Here is an 18,608-nt window from a genome sequence, read left to right as displayed (position 1 = left end):
CTCCTATTGATTTATTTTATTAATATATGAACAGGCAGCTAAAGCCGCAACAGCTCCATCTGATGCTGCTGTTGTAAGCTGTCTTACCTGTTTTGTTCTGCAATCTCCTGCCACAAATACACCTTCCGTATTTGTAGTACATGTTTCATCCGCCTTTATATAACCTTTACCATCTAATTCTACCATATCTGAAAATTTTTCATTGTCAGGCATTTGTCCAATTGCTATAAACGCTCCCTGAACCTTTATTTCAGATAATGTATTCTTTTTAACATTTAATATTTCCAGTCCTTCTACTGATTGCTCTCCTTTTATTGACTTTACAACACTGTCAAAAACAAATTTCACATTGCCTTTTTCTTTTAAAATATCTGTCAGTCCCTTTTCCCCCCTAAATTCATTTCGTCTATGAACAACATAGACCAAATTACAATAATCAGACAAAAACAATGCATCCTCTAATGCCGTGTTTCCTCCACCTACAACTGCCACATCTTTTCCTCTGAAAAATGCCCCGTCACAGGTTGCACAATAAGAAACACCTGCACCGGTTAGTTTATCTTCGTTATTAACTCCTAAGGGTCTGTTTTTAGCCCCGGTAGCTATAATCACGGTTTTTCCCTGATACTTAGTCTTATTAGTTACCACTACTTTATAACCGGAATTATTCTGAATTTTAATAACTTCTTCAAACTTAAATTCAGTGCCTAATTCTCTTGTCTGATTATAAAGATTATTTGCAAAAGTAAATCCGGACACCTTTGAAATTCCCGGATAATTTTCAACCTCCGGAGTATTTATTATTTGTCCGCCATAATTTTTTCCCTCAATTATTAAAACTTTTTTCCCGGCACGTCTTGCATATATTCCTGCCGTCATTCCGGCAGTACCTGCGCCAATTACAATAACATCATACATAATCTTGTCCTTAACCTAGAAATTTTATCAAATAACTTTGATATAAAAAAGTCGTTTCCCACGAAATTCATTACACCATAAATTTTATCATAAAAAAACGGATGTGTATATTATTCTATATATACCCGTCCGTTTTAAACTATAATTATTTATTAATAAGTTCTAATAACTCTTCCTTAGATATGAGTCCAATAGATTTCTGTGCTTCCTCACCATTTTCAAATAATATTAATGTTGGAATTGACATTACATTATATCTCAAAGCAGTTTCCGGCTGTGTGTCAACGTTGAGTTTGCCTATGATTATATCATCTCTCTCTTCTGCAACTTCGTCAACAATTGGTCCCATCATCTGACATGGTCCGCACCATTCTGCCCAAAAATCTACTAAAACAGGCTTATCTGCCTTTAAAACTGTCTGCTCAAAATTATCCTTTGTTATTTCAACTACTGCCATAACGTATCTCCTTTCGTCTTATCACTTTTAGTATATCCACTTTTTTTAATACAATTTATCCCTAATATATTTTACTTTTCATTCCTTCCCTTATATAATACCATTTTATACAGCTGTATTAAAGCTGTTGGTGCAAAAGCCAGTGCAATGGCAAATACCAGATTTCTTACTCCTATATTTGCAATATCAAACAAGCCACTAAGAGGTGTTATAACAATAACTCCACCAATAAAGATAAGTCCTGCCACAAATGCCATTACGCTAAACTTATTTGACAATAATTTTATCTTTGATATTGGTTTATCATTTCTGCAATTAAAGCAGTGGAACAATCTTGCTATGGTTAATGTTAAAAATGCCATTGTTGTGGCAAATCCACTACTTACATTTAAACCTATATAATAAGAAATTACTGTTGCAATTGCAACTAAACCACCTTGAATCAGGATTTTTTGTATAAAATCTTTTGTTAAAAGTCCCTCTTTATGATTTCTAGGAGGCATTCTAAGCAATGACTTATCTGACGGTTCCATTCCAATGGCAATTGCCGGAAGGGAATCTGTCAGTAAGTTCATAAACAAAAGGTGTACCGGCGTAAATGGTGCCGGAAGCCCTAATAAAACTGTATAAAGAACAGTAAGGATTCCTGCCATGTTACCGGATAAAAGAAATATAATGGCATTTTTAATGTTTCTAAATACATTTCTTCCATTAGAAACTGCCTTAATAATAGTTGCAAAATTATCATCTGCCAAAATCATGGTTGCAGCATCTTTAGAAACCTCTGTCCCTGTTATTCCCATGGCTATGCCTACATCCGCCTTTTTAAGTGCCGGTGCGTCATTTACCCCATCACCGGTCATAGCTGTAATATGTCCTCTGTTTTGCCATGCCTTAACTATTCTTATTTTATTTTCCGGAGAAACTCTGGCATACACCGAAATATTTTCAACGTTTTCATTAAGCCACTCATCATCTTTTTTATCCAGCATAAGACCTGTAATAGCCATATCCCCTTCCCGGTATATTCCTGCTTCCTTAGCAATGGCTACAGCTGTCGTTTTGTGGTCTCCTGTAATCATGACTGTTTTTATGCCTGCACTTTTAGCATCCATAACCGCAGGAATCGTTTCCTCCCTGAGAGGATCTGCCATAGCAACTAATCCAATAAATGTATAGTCACATTCCTCCTCTAATCCTAACTTATGGTTAGTTTCCTTGTATGCAAAAGCAAGAACCCTTAGTCCATTTTCTGAAAACTTTTCGTATGCCTTAACAATTTGCTCCTTCTCGTTAATTGTCATATCAACCACTTTATTTTCATGTTTTACCCGGATACATTTTTCTATAAGTAAGTCCGGTGCCCCTTTAGTAAGAATGGTCTCCCTTCCATGCAGCTTACATTTGACACTCATCATTTTTCTGTCTGAATCAAAAGGAATTTCCCCCATTCTGTTAATCCATTTTCTAATGAAATCTGTATCCAGCTTCTTCTGCTGATTTAAATTAACGTTATCTGCCATTTCCATTAATGAGTACTCAGTAGGATCACCAATGTATTTCCCATTAGACAAAATAGCATCATTGGCAATAACAGCATCATATATAAGATATCTGTGTACATCCTTAGTTAAATCAATTTCTTCCGGCTTTATATTCCTTCCAGCTGTGAAAATTTCTTTTACAGTCATTTTGTTTTTAGTAAGGGTTCCTGTTTTATCTGAACATACAACAGAAACACATCCAAGGCTTTCCACTGCTTTTAAATCCTTTATTATGGCATTTTCCCTTGCCATTTTACTTGTTCCAATTGCCTGAACAATGGTAACTATAGACCCTAATGCCTCAGGTATTGCAGCCACAGCCAGTGCCACCGCAAACATCAGTGCATCCAGCGGATTAGTTCCACGGTACAAATATAATGCAAACACAATGGCACTTATAATCATAATGGCAATGGCAAGGCCTTTACTAAATTTATCAAGATTTTGCTGTAATGGTGTTTTATTGTCCCCTACGGCATTTATCATTCCTGCTATTTTTCCTAGTTCCGTATCCATTCCCACAGCAGTAACTACCATTTCTCCACGTCCATAAACTACTAAGCTTCCGGTATATACCATATTTTTTCTGTCAGCCAATGCCACTTCTTCGTTAATAATTCTATTGTTCTTTTCTACCTCTGAGGCTTCCCCTGTAAGAGAACTTTCATTAACCTTTAATGAATAACTTTCCAAAATCCTGCCATCTGCCCCAATGACGTCTCCGGCTTCCACCAAAATCACATCTCCCACAACGATTTCCGAAGATTTAATTTCAAGTTTTTGTCCGTCTCTTTTCACCTTAACCATTGGGGATGATAGCTCCTTAAGGCTTTCCAATGATTTCTCGGCTTTTACATATTGTACAGTACCTAATATAGCATTCATAATAAGAACAACTATTATAACAATTGTACTTTCAACGCTTCCTGAAACAGCTGAAATAATAGCTGCAACTACCAATATGGCTACTAACAAATCAGCAAATTGTTCCACAAAAATTCTAAATATGCTTTTCTTATGTGCCTCCTCTAAAATGTTTTCTCCATATTTTTCTTTTCTGCTTTCCACATCTTTACCAGCCAGTCCCTGTTGAGAAACTCCTAATTCCTTTAGAACTTCTTCTTTTCCCATTCTCCAAAACTCTTTCATATAGACCTCCTCAAATACTTAATAAGTATTTTTATGCGAAAAAAGAACGAGACCTTTATCGCACAAAAATAACGGCGATAAAAGTCTCGTTCTTTTAGAATGTTCTAACTGCACTTCCCGGTTTTAAAAAAACGTGATGACGACAAGTGCACCAACTTACGTTGTGAACTACTCCCTAATATCTTCTAATAGACTAACACATATATTAACCTTATGCAAGTATAACACAATTTTATTTTTTTCAGATATTATTTATGAAACTCTATTCCATAAGATATATTTTTTTCATTATTAGCTGATAATTTGCACTCTCCAGCCTTGTCCTTTAATTCTCCGGTAAAGCCATCGTTATCTGTTCTGCCATACCACGGCTCAATACAAACAAAATCAGCCTCTCCCTTTGACCATATACCTACATATGGAAAACCTGCACAATAAAGTGAAATAAATGGTGTTCTGTCAGGTTTTAATATCCTCACCGTATGTAACTGACTGTTTTCAAAAATCAGTGCATCCTTATCAAACATATTTCTTGCAATATGACATGCATTTTTGTTTAATACAAGAGGATGTGATTCATCCGGATATGCTAAACCATTGCTTTGATTTATAAGAATGTAATGGGCAAATGCCTTTTCAGGAAATTCCAGATAATAATCCTCTCTGCTACATCTGTTATCTCTTGGAATGGCAAATCCCGGGTGTCCTCCAATAGAATAATACATATCATCGGTGCCATTATTCTTAACTTCCCATTCCACCTCTACCATTCTTGGATTGTCTGCTGAAAATCTGTGAGTAACTGTTAATTCAAAATCAAATGGATAGATTTTAAGACTTTCTTCATCAGCCTTTAAACAATGGGAAATACTGTTTTCTGTTTCAGCTACAAGTTCAAATTTCCTATCCCTTGCAAATCCATGCTGTGTTTTCATCTCGTATTCTTTTCCATTATATCTATAAACTCCATTATTTACCTTTCCTACAAAAGGAAATAAAATTGGTGCATGTCTGTTCCATACGTCAGGATTTGCACACCATATACGCTCCTCATTATTTTCCTTGTCATACACACTTACAAGTTCTGCCCCTTTATCTTCTATAGTTACTTTTAAATAGTCATTTTCAATTATGTGTTCTGCCATTTTAAAACCTCTCTTCATAGTATTTACGTTATAATCTGTTCATATTATACAATAATATAATAAAAATTTTAACCCAAATTTAATTATTTATTTGCATTTGTTATAGGGAAATTTATTTTTATGCATTTTCTAAAGAAAACAAAAAGCCATATCTGCACTAAAATACAGTTATGGCTCTTCTATATATTTTATAATTAATTTATGCTTCAAGCATTTTTTCAATTGTGGCAATCTTTGTACAAACTATAAGGATCTTGCTTGCCTTAACTAAATCTTCAGGTGTTGCATAGGATGGTGCAATTCTTATATTGCTGTCCTTTGGATCCTTTCCATATGGGTACGTTGCTCCTGCTCCTGTAAGAATCATACCTGCATCCTTACACATTGAAACAACCTTCTTTGCACAGCCTTCCATTACATCTAATGAAATAAAGTAACCGCCCTGTGGTTTTGTCCATGCGGCAATTTCCGCATCCTTTAATTCCTTGTCAAGCATTGATAATACAGCATCAAACTTTGGTCTTAAAAGAGCTGCGTGTTTCATCATGTGTGCTTTTACACCATCAAAATCCTTAAAAAACTTAACATGTCTTAACTGATTAATTTTGTCATATCCAATAGTCTGAATGCCCATCTGTTTCTTAATAAAAGCAATATTTGCCTTTGATGTAGCCATTGCTGCCACACCTGAACCCGGGAATGAAACCTTTGATGTTGAAGCAAACTCATATACCATATCAGGATTTCCTGCTTTTTCACATTCTTCCAATATATTTAATATTTTTTCCTGTTTGCTTTCATCTTCATATAAATGATGAATTGCATAAGCATTATCCCAGAATATTCTAAAATCCTTTGCTGCCGGCTTAAGGGCCGCAAAACGTCTTACAACTTCATCTGAATAAGCCACTCCTGTTGGGTTTGCGTACTTCGGTACACACCAGATACCTTTTATTGCCTCATCCTCTGATACAAGCTTTTCTACCATATCCATATCAGGACCATCTTCATTCATTGGCACATTAATCATTTCCACGCCAAAAAATTCTGTTATGGAAAAATGTCTGTCATATCCCGGAACAGGACATAACCACTTTACCTTATCTAATTTACACCAAGGTGTTTCACCTAACACACCATGTGTAAATGAACGTGACACGGTATCATACATAATGTTCAAACTTGCATTACCGAAAACTATAACATTTTCCGGTGAAACTTCCATAATATCTGCCATCATCTGTTTTGCTTCAGGTATTCCGTCTAAAAGTCCATAGTTTCTGCAATCAAAACCTACTGTTGTCTTATAGTCTGAATTTCCGTCAAGAACATTCATCATTCCCATGGAAAGATTTAACTGGTCTTCTCCCGGCTTTCCTCTTGACATATCAAGACTAATATCTGATTCAAGAATCTTTGCATATTCTTCCTTTAATTTTACAAGTTCCTCATTTAACTGCTCTTTTGATAAAGTATTGTACCCTGCCATTATTCCTTCTCCTCGCATAAAATAAATTAATTCTTCAGTACATCTATATTTTTAACCACATAATCAATCATTGATATAATTGTAAGTGCAAGGGAAATCCATATAAGAATTTCTCCTATAACATCAAATACTGCATATGGTAAATTTAATATAAGTACTATAATCATCAACATTTGAAATGTTGTTTTAAACTTTCCCCACCAACCGGCTGCAAGGACGATTCCCTGATCAGCAGCCAATGTTCTAAATCCACTGATAAACAATTCCCTGCTAATAATAATTATAACTATCCATGCAGGAATTTTATCCGGTGTAAGACAGATAAGCGCTGAACATACCAATAGCTTATCCGCTAATGGATCCATAAATTTTCCAAAATTAGTAACCAAATTATATTTTCTTGCGATTTTTCCATCAAGAAAATCCGTAAGACTTGCCAATATAAATATTGCCACTGCAATATAATTATTATATGTAATCCCATCTGCAAGTAAAAATATTACAAACACAGGAATACACAAAATTCTAAACACTGTCAATTTATTCGGTAAATTCATATAGCCTCCTAAACTTTACAAAACCAATTCTCCAATCAGGTCATAGTCATTTGTTCCGGTAACCTTTACCTTTACAAAATCTCCTGTCATCAGTTCTTCGTCTGTTACAATAAAAATATTACTGTCAACTCCCGGTATATCCATATATGTTCTTCCCATATATGCATGTTCACCGGATATATGTCCCTCTGTAAGCGCAACAAACTCTCTTCCCACAAGCTTTTCAGACTTTTCAAATACAATTTCCTGTTGTAATTCCATAATTTCATTACGACGGGAGATTTTTACTTCTTCATCTATCTGGTCTTCCATATTAGCCGCCGGAGTATTTTCCTCTGCTGAATATGTAAAAACTCCAAGTCTGTCAAATTCCATTTCATCAACAAATTCCATGGTTATCTGATGGTCTTCCCAGGTTTCTCCCGGAAATCCTGTAATTAGAGTAGTTCTAAGAACAATGTCCGGAATCTTACTTCTAAGCTTTGCAATAATGTCTCTTAACTGTTTATTGTCTGTTCTTCTTCCCATTCTCTTTAAAACATTATCACTGGCATGCTGAATAGGAATATCCAGATAATGGCATATCTTACTTTCTGATGCCATTACATCTATTAACTCATCATATATTTCTTCCGGATAGCAATATAATACTCTGATCCAGTACACTCCCGGAATTTTTGCCAGTTCTTTTAAAAGAACATGTAATGATTTTTTGCCATATAAATCAACACCATACATGGTTGTTTCCTGAGCCACCAAAATAAGTTCTTTTACACCGCTTTCAGCCAGCTCCTTAGCCTCTTTTAAAACGTCTTCCATCTTAACGCTTCGGTAATTTCCCCTTATTTTAGGAATAATACAGTATGTGCAATGTTTGTCACAACCTTCTGCTATTTTTAAATATGCATAACTTCCTGATGTGGATAAATTTCTCGGTGCATTTTCCCCTGCATGAATATCAATATTCTTAAGACAAAAAACCTTTTCCTTTTCCTTAAAGAAATCATTAAGTGCATCTGCAATGCTGTCTATTGCCGTTGTTCCTATGCATATGTCAATTTCAGGGATTTCTTCCTTAATTTCATAATAATAACGCTGTGCCAGACACCCTGCTAACACTAGTGCCTTGCAATTTCCTTCTTCCTTGTATCTTGCCATTTCAAAAATGGTATTAATGCTTTCTTCCTTTGCATCATTAATAAAGCAACAGCTGTTAATTACTATAATATCAGCTTCTCTTTCATCATCAGTAAACTGATAACCTGCTTTTTCAAGTATTCCCGACATATGCTCAGAATCCACAAGATTCTTATCACATCCTAATGATATAAACAGTACTTTCAAACAAAAAACTCCTTATTTTAAAATAAAGCCTAAGAAAAAGTGTCGTAACCGACACTTTATTCCTCTTCTTCGTCTTCGCCTAAAATTCTGATTTTAGAATTATATAATTCATCTACAGCTATTGATAATGGTTTCTTACCTTCTGCATTGTCAATAAGTGGTGTATCACCTGCTATTAACTGTCTTGCTCTTTTAGATGTAGCCATTACAATTGAATATCTGCTCTGTACTACCGGCTGCTCACCGTCTTCAACCTCACTGTTTGCAACTGCCATTAAATCTGAATATGATGGATGTAACATATTATTCTCCTCTCTTAAAACCTAAAATATCTTTTTTAATCTGTTCAACGAAATCCTTATCTGCTAAATCAGGATTGTCATCATTTCTTATGCCATCTATGTTTTTGGCACATGTTTCAACTTTATCATTAACGACAAAATAGTCGTATTTATCTAAATTATCTGTTTCCTCTGCTGCCTTTGCCAATCTGTCATTTATAACTTCTATGCTTTCTGTATTTCTTCCCACCAGCCTTTTCTTAAGTTCCTTAGCACTTGGTGGAAGAATGTATACCATAACTGCTTCCGGCTTTTTCTCCTTAACCTGCAGGGCACCCTGAGTTTCTATTTCCAGAATAACATCTTTTCCCTGATTAATGTTATCCTCAACAAACTGCCTTGGTGTACCATAATAATGGTCTACATATCCTGCATATTCAAGTAGTGCATCTTCATTTACCATTTTTTCAAACTTGTCGTTAGTAATGAAGTGATAATGAACACCATTTATCTCATTTTCTCTCGGCTGTCTGGTTGTTACTGAAACTGAAAACTCATAATTGTCATAATTATTTTTCAAATATTCCATAACAGTTCCTTTTCCAACTCCCGAAAATCCTGAAACAATAATTAATTTTCCTTTTTTCATGGATGTCACCTCTACTCTATATTCTGAATCTGCTCTCTAACTTTTTCAATTTCTGTTTTAAGTTCAATAGCCATATCTGATATTTCTGCATCAGTTGTTTTTGATAAAGTGGTATTTGCCTCGCGGTTCATTTCCTGGGCAATAAAGTCCAGCCTTCTGCCAACAGCTCCTCCCTGAATCAGGGTATCTTTCATGGTTTTTATATGACTGTCCAATCTTACTAATTCCTCATCAACACAAATCTTGTCTGCAAATATGGTAACTTCCTGAGCAATTCGTGCCTCGTCGATGCTTGCCTCATCTAATAATTCATTAATACGTGTAGTTATTTTTTCCTTATATTCTTCTACAATAACAGGAGACTTTTCAGTAATTTTTTCAACTAATACAATCATGTCATCTAATTTTGAAATCAAATCTTTCTTCAGATGTTCACCTTCCACTCTTCTGGTTTCAACTAACTTTTCAGTTGCCTGATCAATAGCTGAAATAACAAGTGACTGTATTACTTCTTCATCATCCTGACCGCTTTCTACCGTAATAACATCAGGGCTTTTAACTATAAAGCTGGTTTTAATGTCATTATCAATGCCTAAATCCTCACTGATTTGTGCAAAGCAGTCGTAATACTCCCTGGCTAATTCCTTATTGTATCTTATGCTTTCGCTTCCCTCACCGAGGTTTTCATATGTTACAAAAACGTCAATTTTTCCACGCTGCACGTATTTCTTCATTTCGTTACGCACCGCGCTTTCTAAGAAATTAAGCTTTCTTGGTAATTTTATTCCTAATTCTAAATATCTGTGGTTGACAGATTTCATTTCTACCGTAACTTTTCTGTCGCCTTCGGTAACTTCCGACCTGCCAAATCCTGTCATACTTTTTAGCATGTTGCCTCCTAATGAACTATTTGCCCATAATTCACTCTATTATAATTCATAGAAGCCTTACCGTCAAGGTTTGAGTTTCCTTGACTTAACCCTTATTTAATATTAAAATTTAATTTGTTACATTTTAAACAAAATTTTTAACTAATTAAGGAGACCTATATGGCTTTTGATGGAATAACCGTATCTGCTCTTGTTTCGGAATTTAATTCCCGTTTAGCAGAAGGTAGAATATATAAAATTGCCCAGACTGAATCTGATGAGCTTATGATTACATATAAGGCAGGAAAAACCCAGCATAAAATGCTTATTAGTGCTAATGCAAGTCTTCCCCTTGCTTATTTTACTGAAAATAACAAGCAGGCGCCTTTAACTGCGCCTAATTTTTGTATGCTTTTAAGAAAACATATTAATAGCGGAAGGATTTTAAGTATAACCCAGCCGGGACTTGAACGTATTATTGACTTTGAAATTCAGCATTTAGATGAATTAGGGGATGTAAAGGTAAAACATCTTATTGTTGAGCTTATGGGAAAACATAGTAACATAATTTTTACTGACGATAACAATACAATTATTGACAGTATTAAGCATGTAACTTCCGTTATGAGCTCTGTAAGGCAGGTTTTGCCGGGGAAACCTTATTTTATTCCTGAAACCATGGATAAGGCTAATCCTCTTGAAATCACAAGAGAAGATTTCTTTAATATTGTTTTTTCAAAGCCTATGGCATTGTCTAAGGCAATATATACCAGTTTTACCGGAATCAGTCCTACTATTGCCGAAAGCCTGTGTTTTGAAAACAAATTAGATTCTTCAATGCCTGCCAACACTATTGTTCACGGTGACCAGAATCTTATATGGATGAGTTTCTATTCTATGATTAATAAAATTAAAAAGCAGGAATTTTCCCCTGTAATTTACGAAAAGGATGGCAAACCGGAAGAGTTTAGTGCTATCCCTCTTTCAACTTATCCTGACTGCGTTGCAACAAATTATGAAAGTATAAGTGAACTTTTAGAAACCTACTATGCTAAGAAAAATCTTTACACAAGAATGCGGCAAAAGTCAGTTGACCTACGAAAAATAGTAACTAACGCCCTTGAAAGGGAAAACAAAAAATATAATCTTCAGTTGCACCAGTTAAAGGATACTGAAAAAAAAGACAAATATAAGGTTTATGGAGAGCTTCTTACCACATATGGCTATTCAATTACTCCCGGAACTAAAGTTTTTGAAACCACGGATTTTTATACCGGAAAGCCTGTTAAAATTACTCTTGACACTACTATGTCACCAATTGACAATGCCAAGAAGTTTTTTGAAAAATACACTAAATTAAAGAGAACTTATGAAGCCCTTAGTGAAATAATAAAGGAGACCAAAGCCTCCATAACCTATTTAGAATCCATTGACGTTTCCCTTGATATTGCTGACAGCGAAGAGGATTTAAAGGCAATTTCTAAGGAATTAAGGCAAACCGGTTATATTAAACATAGCTCTAAGGATAAAAACAAAAAAGACAGGGATAAAAGCAAGCCCCTTCATTTTATATCCTCTGACGGATTTGATATGTATGTGGGAAAAAACAACATCCAAAACGAAGAGCTCACTTTTAAGATTGCCACGGGAAATGACTGGTGGTTTCACAGCAAAACCTTCCCCGGCTCTCATGTTATAGTCAAATGCAATAACAAAGAGCTTCCTGATAATACTTTTGAGGAAGCTGCAAGACTTGCAGCCTTTTACTCAAAGGGTTCTAATCAGGATAAGGTTGAGATAGATTACATTCAGAAAAAACACATAAAGAAGGTTGCCGGTGCCATGCCCGGTTTTGTAATTTATCATACTAATTTTTCCATGACTATTGCCCCTGATATTTCAGGCATTAAAGAAGTCAAATAAATTTATTTGTAATTTAAAAGACAGGTATCTGATTTCATTAAAGAAATTTCTACCTGTCTTTTTATACTTTTTACGATTTTAATGTCAGCTATTATCCTAACAAATCATTATATAACTGCTGGTATTTTTCAGCTGATGCCTTCCATGAGAAATCAGCCTTCATAGCCCTTTCAACCATCTTGTTCCAATCACGTTTTTTATCATAAAATACATGTTCTGCGTATCTTACCGTACCCATCATCTCATGAGCATTATAATTGCTAAATGAGAATCCTGTACCTGTATTTTCGTATTCATTGTAAGGCTGTACCGTATCTTTTAATCCACCGGTTTCGCGGACTATCGGAAGTGTACCATATCTTAAACTCATAAGCTGACTAAGTCCACACGGTTCAAAGAGAGATGGCATAAGAAATGCATCACATGCGGCGTAAATCTTATGAGATAACTCCTCTGAATAGAAAATATTGGCAGATACGTCTTTTCCATATTTCCAGTCAAAATGTCTGAACATATTTTCGTATCTTTCTTCCCCTGTTCCTAAAATTACAAACTGAACTGCATCCTGACACAACTCATCCATAACGCATGCTATAAGATCAAGTCCCTTCTGATCCGTAAGTCTGCTTACAAGTCCTATCATCATTTTCTTTGGATTAACCTCTAATCCCAATTCCTTCTGCAGTGCTGTTTTATTTTTAACCTTTTCTTTTCTAAAATTCTCTACTGAGAAATTTTTGGCAATAAGGTTGTCTGTAGCCGGGTCATATTCCTTGTAATCAATTCCGTTTACAATTCCTCTTAAGCAGTTTGACCTTGCCCTCATAAGTCCATCTAAGCCTTCCCCATAAAACGGTGTTTTTATTTCCTGAGCATATGTATCACTAACTGTTGTTACCATATCAGCATAAACAATTCCACCCTTTAAGTAATTTCCATTATCATAATCCTTTAACTTATCAGATGTGAAATAATAATCTGATAGTCCTGCAATATCCTTTATGGTATCTATATCCCATACACCCTGGAATTTAAGGTTATGTATTGTCATAATCGACTTAATTCCACGATAGAAATCGCCATATGCGAAACTGTCATGTAAATATACAGGAATAAGTCCTGTCTGCCAGTCATGACAATGTATAACGTCAGGTCTGAAATCAATTACCGGAAGTGCTGACAACACAGCCCTTGAGAAAAATGCAAATTTTTCAAGGTCATATCTCACATCACTGTATGGCTTGTCTCCTGCAAAATAATATTCATTGTCAATGAAGTAATATTTAACCCCCTCATATTCCATTTCCATTATTCCAACATACTGTCTTCTCCAGCAAAGGTCCATATAAAAATGATTTAAATAAGTCATTTTATCCTTCCACTTCTGGTTCATACACATATATTTAGGAATAATAACTCTAACATCGTATTCTTTTTTGTCAAAACATTTTGGTAGTGAACCTACAACATCTGCAAGACCACCGGTCTTAATAAAAGGTGCACATTCTGATGCAACGAATAAAATTTTCTTCATAGTTTTACCTCCGGTTCATATTTTTCTTAAGTATATAATACTAAAAATGTCTGATAAATAAAAGGTATTTTTATCTGCATTTGTATTCTAACCTGATTTTGTCTGCAATTAATGCAATAAATTCTGAATTGGTAGGCTTACCCTTTTCCGCATTAATGGTGTAGCCAAACAATTCATCAATGGTGTCCATTCTTCCCCTGTTCCACGCAACTTCAATAGCATGTCTTATAGCTCTTTCCACTCTGCTTGATGTGGTCTGAAACTTCTTTGCAATGGTTGGATAAAGAATCTTTGTAATGGAATTAAGCATTTCCGGGTCATTAACCGACATAATAATTGCCTCTCTTAAATACTGATAGCCCTTAATATGAGCCGGAACTCCCACATCATGTATGATGTTTGTAACGTCCCCTTCAATATTTCTTTCCATAAACTGCTTTTTATCCTCATATGGAGCAATAAGCTTTTTATTTTCAGGTATTTTTCTGTTATATGAGCTTACGCTTTTTATTCTGTCAACAATCATATCCATTTCAAAGGGCTTTAACATATAGTAACCTGCCCCCATGCCAAAGGCATCCTGAATTACTGTCTCATTGCTTATGGCTGATGCAATTATGAAAAAAGGCAATTTAATCATACTGCCATCATTATGTATTTTGTTCATCAGTGACAGTCCGTCCATCTTTGGCATAATCAAATCAAGTATAACAACATCAGGGTTATTCTTCTTTATCATATCATATGCTTCTTCCCCATTAGTTGCCTTGCCAACTACCTCAATTTCACTGTCATCTGATAATTTATCACAAATATTGCTTATTATCTTCTCATTATCATCTACTATGGCTACGTTAATTTTCTCATTTTTTCTGCCATAATTTGTATTAATCACTCTATTTATACTGCTATTTCCCGTATTACTGATCATCATCTATCCTCCTGTTTGTCAAAATACAGTACTGTTTGAATTCTTTTGACAAAGAAGATTATAGATTGTATTTTGTTCCAGTTCAACTTAAAGAAATCGCATAAAAACCCATAATTCGACAAAGGGGTTTACATATAATTTTTTATGTAACATAAAAAGATTAAATACATCAATAAATCGCCAATTTAAAGTCGATTTTTTTACTGAAATGTCGATAAAAAATTAATTAATATAAACAATCATTTTTTCCTTATCTGACAATTCAATAACGTAACCATCTCTTAATTCGTAATACACTTTTGGCTTTAACAAAGTACCATTAACCCTTGTTCCATTAGTGGATGCATAGTCAGCCACCCTGTATTTTCCGTCTTTATATGAAATAACCACGTGTATTTTTGATATATAAGTCTCCGGTATTACAATATTGGCATTTTCTCTTCCAATGGTAAAAGGACTTTTGTTTATAACGTATTTTTTATTATTGTAAATAACCATTGCCTCCGGCTGCTGTGCCACCGGACGTCTTACAGGTTCTTCCTCTTTTTTATAATGTCTTGTAATGGTTTTTTTGCTTAAATCCTTTTTCTTTTTTAATTCTAAATGCGCCTCAGTAAAAGGATTTAACACCATTCCATCCAATCCCTCACAATCATTCATAAATGTATAGGCATCCATTGCTGCCATTCTTATAAGTGAAAATGTATTCATATAGTCCTCCGGTATCTGTTCATAAGAAGTAAATACCGGAAGAAGTCTTGCACGATTTCCATCTTTAACAATGTCAGGAGTCATTGATACCCCTTCCATTACCTCATCATATATTTCACAACCATCAAAGCCTGCCCTTACTGCCATAATTATTTCGGCATTTTGAAGCATATTCACAATATCCTTCCTTTTTACTTTCTTTTCAGGCTTCTTGTTGTATTTTTTTATCATGTCCTCTATTTCATAAGCCAGTTGAATATTATTTCTTCCCATAAATAATTCCTTTCTGCTATTTATTTTTCTATGGTATCACAGGTTAAACAAACCCTTTTATTGATTATACTACATTTTTTGCAAGTTTGGGTATTTTTCTATGCATAGGACAAAACCGTCAAACAATTTATATTTAAATGCCTTCCAATCAACAAATATCATTATCTTTTCCTACTTCTTACGTATCCTTCCTCAATATTCCTAAATACTCCTCATAGACAAACACTCTATTTCTCGCAGCATTGGTGGTCTCCTGCAAAATACCAAGTTCGACGAGCTTCTTTACTGCCGTAGCTACTGTATTATAACTAATACCTAATTTCTTAGCAGTTCTCTTAATATCAATAATCGGATATTGCTCGATATAATCAAACACAGCCCTTAAATTATCTTTACTTCTAGTGGTTTTCGGAAGCTTTTCTATGTTAGTTTCATGCAATACAGAAAGCTGACGAATTGTTTCTAAAGAATCAGATGCTGCTTTACTCACTGATTCCAAAAAGAATCTTATCCATTGTTCAAAGTTTCCACTTCTTCTAACTTCACTAATTCGGTCATAATATTCTACCTGGTTTTTTTTCAAAAAATATGATATATAAATGACTGGTTTTGCAAGCAATCCCTGTTCCATCAGATAAAGAAGTATTAAAAGTCTTCCGATTCTTCCATTGCCGTCCAAAAATGGATGTATTGTCTCAAACTGATAGTGAATCAATGCTACCCGAATCAATGAATCATAATCCGTATTCTCATTAACATATTTTTCTAAATCATCCATGGCTTCTTGCATATCATCTACATTTGGAGGAATATATCTTGCATCTTTTAATGAGCAGTTGGCTGGCCCAATCCAGTTTTGAGAATGTCTAAACTCTCCCGGCGTCTTATCCTGTCCACGAACATTTTCCATTAATACTTCATGTATTTCTCTTATTAATCTGCAACATAAAGGTAATTCTTCCAGACGCTTTAATGCATACTGTGTTGCTTTCACATAATTAATGACATCTGAAACATCCAGATTTGCATTTGTTTCCACTTCCGGATCTAGCACATCATCAAGAGTGCACTGTGTTCCTTCTATTTGTGAGGAAATTAATGCTTCTTTTCTAACATACATTAATATAAACAAATCCGCATTTGAAATTAACTGTGATGCAGTATCTAGTTTTACAAGTTGTTTATTGGCATCTACTAAAAGTCTTACCATTTCCTCATCCATTTTAATTTTTGGCATTGGCGGTAATGGATTTGGTTTAAAAGATTGATAAGTAGCCTCTCCTGTTAAATTGTCAACATACGTTCCTGCTCGACTCATAAAATTTCACCTCTTTTTGAAATAATTATACTGATTATACCTCTTTTATTTCAAAAAATCACCGTGTTTTTGAAATAGATCTATTATTTTTTGTGCCTTATTTCAAAAAATCTTTTTTTGCAACTGCTATAACTGCTTTTGCTCTCATGTATTCCCCATAACCTATTAGAAAGACTTTTGTGGTTAATTGTAATCCAACATATTTTCTATAAATATTCCGTACCCTTTAGTTGGATCATTAACAAAAACATGGGTTACAGCCCCAATAATGTGCCCATTTTGAATAATGGGAGAGCCGCTCATTCCCTGAACTATCCCATTGGTCTTTTTTAAAAGTTCTTGGTCAGTAACTTTAATAACCATATTTTTTTCCTTATTGTTTACATTTATTTCCTCAATTTCTATATCATAATATTCAACATTTCCATTAGTAATAAACTGTATTTTTGCATCTCCTTTTTCTATTTCATCGTGGAATGCCACTTCCATTTTTTTCAGATTATATTTTGAAACTATGTCACTGTTGATTGTTCCTGACAAGCCGCAAAATCTGTTATCCTCTATATTTCCCAATACATTATTTTCATTGTAAAGTATTGTTCCGCAAAGTCCTCCCGGTTTGCCTTTTTCACCTTTTTTTACTCCCCATATATTGGCATTATATATGGTTCCATTATGGGATGATAACAGTTTGCCCGTGTCTATGTCACTGATTCCATGACCTAATGCCCTGTACTTTCCGTCATCTGTTACATATGTTATGGTTCCAATTCCCTGAGAATCGTCTCTTACCCATATTCCCAGCATATATTCACCGTCACTGTTTCTTTCAGGTTTAATTTTCACAGTTCTTATTCCCGTTTCATTTCTTACTGTAAGTAACACTTCTTTATTGCCGTTTTCATTTATCAAATATGATAACTGTGCCTTATTACTTACACTTATGTCATTAAATTTTACAATGTACTCCCCTTCATTTACTTTGTTTTTTGCAGGAGATATTTTATCCCCTGTTCCTGTATCAATGTCACCGGTTCCGATTATCATTACCCCCTGGGTTTTCAAATATAATCCTACAGGAAGTCCCACAGGATAGGCATATTCTTTATCCACTACCTTTACATTGGTATTTTTTAAATCAAAAATACCGAACAGCTTATATTTGCCCTTATAATTTCCCTTTTCACCGGAATATATATCATTTTCCCCTGATAATTTCACAGTATTTTCCCCTGTAACATCCAGCGAAACAGGCATTGAAAACTGATATTTTGTAACTTTGTTTGTTCCCACAAATATTGTATCCGGCAGGTTATTTTTTACATATAATGCTCCTGAAACAAGTATTACAATAAGTGCCGCCAATATTGATGCAATAATGCATTTTTTATATATTTTCATCATATTCATCCCTCCTGATATTATTCCCTTATTTTTCTATCATAATCACCTATGTGTTCCATCCCCTTTTTCTTAAAAATACCAAAAAAAGAAGGAAAACATAATCTTTAACCGA

General features: G+C 34.6%; 16 protein-coding genes. 1 reads left to right on the top strand and 15 read right to left on the bottom strand.

Features of this window, described 5'->3' with window-relative positions:
* Positions 1–3: 3 nt before the first annotated feature.
* The 10 genes from trxB to DWW68_RS00410 form a co-directional block, all read right to left on the bottom strand.
* Positions 4–918, bottom strand: coding sequence for a thioredoxin-disulfide reductase (trxB, locus tag DWW68_RS00455; protein ID WP_118588489.1), 915 nt, complete (start codon positions 916–918; stop codon positions 4–6).
* Positions 919–1,063: 145 nt separating this feature from the next.
* Positions 1,064–1,375: a thioredoxin gene (gene trxA, locus DWW68_RS00450; protein WP_118588488.1), complete on the bottom strand. Its 312-nt coding sequence runs from the start codon at positions 1,373–1,375 to the stop codon at positions 1,064–1,066.
* A 71-nt stretch (positions 1,376–1,446) separates the two neighbouring features.
* On the bottom strand, positions 1,447–4,068 hold the full coding sequence (locus DWW68_RS00445; RefSeq protein WP_118588487.1) for a cation-translocating P-type ATPase: 2,622 nt from the start codon (positions 4,066–4,068) through the stop codon (positions 1,447–1,449).
* 248 nt (positions 4,069–4,316) lie between these two features.
* Complete coding sequence (locus DWW68_RS00440; RefSeq protein WP_158576770.1) at positions 4,317–5,213, bottom strand: aldose 1-epimerase family protein; 897 nt, start codon at positions 5,211–5,213, stop codon at positions 4,317–4,319.
* Positions 5,214–5,412: 199 nt separating this feature from the next.
* Positions 5,413–6,702 carry an aminotransferase gene (locus DWW68_RS00435; protein ID WP_118588485.1) on the bottom strand — a complete coding sequence of 430 codons (1,290 nt, stop codon included), beginning with the start codon at positions 6,700–6,702 and terminating at the stop codon, positions 5,413–5,415.
* Positions 6,703–6,728: 26 nt separating this feature from the next.
* A complete protein-coding gene (pgsA, locus tag DWW68_RS00430; protein ID WP_021953218.1) occupies positions 6,729–7,259 on the bottom strand; it encodes a CDP-diacylglycerol--glycerol-3-phosphate 3-phosphatidyltransferase in 531 nt (176 codons plus the stop codon).
* 15 nt (positions 7,260–7,274) lie between these two features.
* The gene (gene rimO, locus DWW68_RS00425; RefSeq protein ID WP_118588484.1) at positions 7,275–8,603 is read right to left on the bottom strand and encodes a 30S ribosomal protein S12 methylthiotransferase RimO; all 1,329 of its coding nucleotides are present in this window, start codon (positions 8,601–8,603) and stop codon (positions 7,275–7,277) included.
* Between the two features lie 56 nt (positions 8,604–8,659).
* Positions 8,660–8,905, bottom strand: coding sequence for a DNA-directed RNA polymerase subunit omega (gene rpoZ, locus DWW68_RS00420; protein WP_021953220.1), 246 nt, complete (start codon positions 8,903–8,905; stop codon positions 8,660–8,662).
* 1 nt (position 8,906) lies between these two features.
* Positions 8,907–9,533 (bottom strand): guanylate kinase, encoded by a 627-nt coding sequence (gene gmk, locus DWW68_RS00415; protein WP_021953221.1) that lies wholly within the window; start codon positions 9,531–9,533, stop codon positions 8,907–8,909.
* 11 nt (positions 9,534–9,544) lie between these two features.
* The gene (locus tag DWW68_RS00410; protein WP_021953222.1) at positions 9,545–10,423 is read right to left on the bottom strand and encodes a YicC/YloC family endoribonuclease; all 879 of its coding nucleotides are present in this window, start codon (positions 10,421–10,423) and stop codon (positions 9,545–9,547) included.
* 159 nt (positions 10,424–10,582) lie between these two features.
* Between DWW68_RS00410 and DWW68_RS00405 the strand changes: the two genes are divergently transcribed.
* Positions 10,583–12,325 carry an NFACT RNA binding domain-containing protein gene (locus DWW68_RS00405; RefSeq protein ID WP_118588483.1) on the top strand — a complete coding sequence of 581 codons (1,743 nt, stop codon included), beginning with the start codon at positions 10,583–10,585 and terminating at the stop codon, positions 12,323–12,325.
* Between the two features lie 91 nt (positions 12,326–12,416).
* Here the strand turns inward: DWW68_RS00405 and glgA are convergent, their stop codons facing one another.
* The 5 genes from glgA to spoIVB all read right to left on the bottom strand — a co-directional run bounded on the left by glgA (position 12,417) and on the right by spoIVB (position 18,496).
* Positions 12,417–13,859 carry a glycogen synthase GlgA gene (gene glgA / locus DWW68_RS00400; protein WP_021953224.1) on the bottom strand — a complete coding sequence of 481 codons (1,443 nt, stop codon included), beginning with the start codon at positions 13,857–13,859 and terminating at the stop codon, positions 12,417–12,419.
* A gap of 70 nt (positions 13,860–13,929) precedes the next feature.
* A complete protein-coding gene (gene spo0A, locus DWW68_RS00395) occupies positions 13,930–14,793 on the bottom strand; it encodes a sporulation transcription factor Spo0A (RefSeq protein WP_243052971.1) in 864 nt (287 codons plus the stop codon).
* Positions 14,794–15,012: 219 nt separating this feature from the next.
* Positions 15,013–15,774, bottom strand: coding sequence for an FHA domain-containing protein (locus tag DWW68_RS00390; RefSeq protein ID WP_118588481.1), 762 nt, complete (start codon positions 15,772–15,774; stop codon positions 15,013–15,015).
* A gap of 178 nt (positions 15,775–15,952) precedes the next feature.
* Complete coding sequence (locus DWW68_RS00385; RefSeq protein WP_118588480.1) at positions 15,953–17,092, bottom strand: Fic family protein; 1,140 nt, start codon at positions 17,090–17,092, stop codon at positions 15,953–15,955.
* Positions 17,093–17,275: 183 nt separating this feature from the next.
* Positions 17,276–18,496 (bottom strand): SpoIVB peptidase, encoded by a 1,221-nt coding sequence (gene spoIVB, locus DWW68_RS00380; RefSeq protein ID WP_158576769.1) that lies wholly within the window; start codon positions 18,494–18,496, stop codon positions 17,276–17,278.
* Positions 18,497–18,608 lie beyond the last annotated feature (112 nt).

It is taken from the genome of Eubacterium sp. AF16-48, assembly GCF_003479405.1.
In the GTDB taxonomy this organism is placed as follows: Bacteria; Bacillota; Clostridia; order Lachnospirales; family Lachnospiraceae; genus Eubacterium_G; species Eubacterium_G segne.
This window is presented reverse-complemented; position numbering and strand designations above follow the sequence as displayed.

Excerpts from the sequence above, each read along its gene's own strand:
- DWW68_RS00435 (WP_118588485.1), bottom strand. The coding sequence starts at position 6,702 with ATGGCAGGGTACAATACTTTATCAAAAGAGCAGTTAAATGAGGAACTT.
- DWW68_RS00445 (WP_118588487.1), bottom strand. The coding sequence starts at position 4,068 with ATGAAAGAGTTTTGGAGAATGGGAAAAGAAGAAGTTCTAAAGGAATTA.
- DWW68_RS00410 (WP_021953222.1), bottom strand. The coding sequence starts at position 10,423 with ATGCTAAAAAGTATGACAGGATTTGGCAGGTCGGAAGTTACCGAAGGC.
- DWW68_RS00390 (WP_118588481.1), bottom strand. The coding sequence starts at position 15,774 with ATGGGAAGAAATAATATTCAACTGGCTTATGAAATAGAGGACATGATA.
- gmk (WP_021953221.1), bottom strand. The coding sequence starts at position 9,533 with ATGAAAAAAGGAAAATTAATTATTGTTTCAGGATTTTCGGGAGTTGGA.
- DWW68_RS00440 (WP_158576770.1), bottom strand. The coding sequence starts at position 5,213 with ATGGCAGAACACATAATTGAAAATGACTATTTAAAAGTAACTATAGAA.
- DWW68_RS00405 (WP_118588483.1), top strand. The coding sequence starts at position 10,583 with ATGGCTTTTGATGGAATAACCGTATCTGCTCTTGTTTCGGAATTTAAT.
- DWW68_RS00385 (WP_118588480.1), bottom strand. The coding sequence starts at position 17,092 with ATGAGTCGAGCAGGAACGTATGTTGACAATTTAACAGGAGAGGCTACT.
- spo0A (WP_243052971.1), bottom strand. The coding sequence starts at position 14,793 with ATGATGATCAGTAATACGGGAAATAGCAGTATAAATAGAGTGATTAAT.
- trxB (WP_118588489.1), bottom strand. The coding sequence starts at position 918 with ATGTATGATGTTATTGTAATTGGCGCAGGTACTGCCGGAATGACGGCA.
- trxA (WP_118588488.1), bottom strand. The coding sequence starts at position 1,375 with ATGGCAGTAGTTGAAATAACAAAGGATAATTTTGAGCAGACAGTTTTA.
- glgA (WP_021953224.1), bottom strand. The coding sequence starts at position 13,859 with ATGAAGAAAATTTTATTCGTTGCATCAGAATGTGCACCTTTTATTAAG.
- spoIVB (WP_158576769.1), bottom strand. The coding sequence starts at position 18,496 with ATGATGAAAATATATAAAAAATGCATTATTGCATCAATATTGGCGGCA.
- pgsA (WP_021953218.1), bottom strand. The coding sequence starts at position 7,259 with ATGAATTTACCGAATAAATTGACAGTGTTTAGAATTTTGTGTATTCCT.
- rpoZ (WP_021953220.1), bottom strand. The coding sequence starts at position 8,905 with ATGTTACATCCATCATATTCAGATTTAATGGCAGTTGCAAACAGTGAG.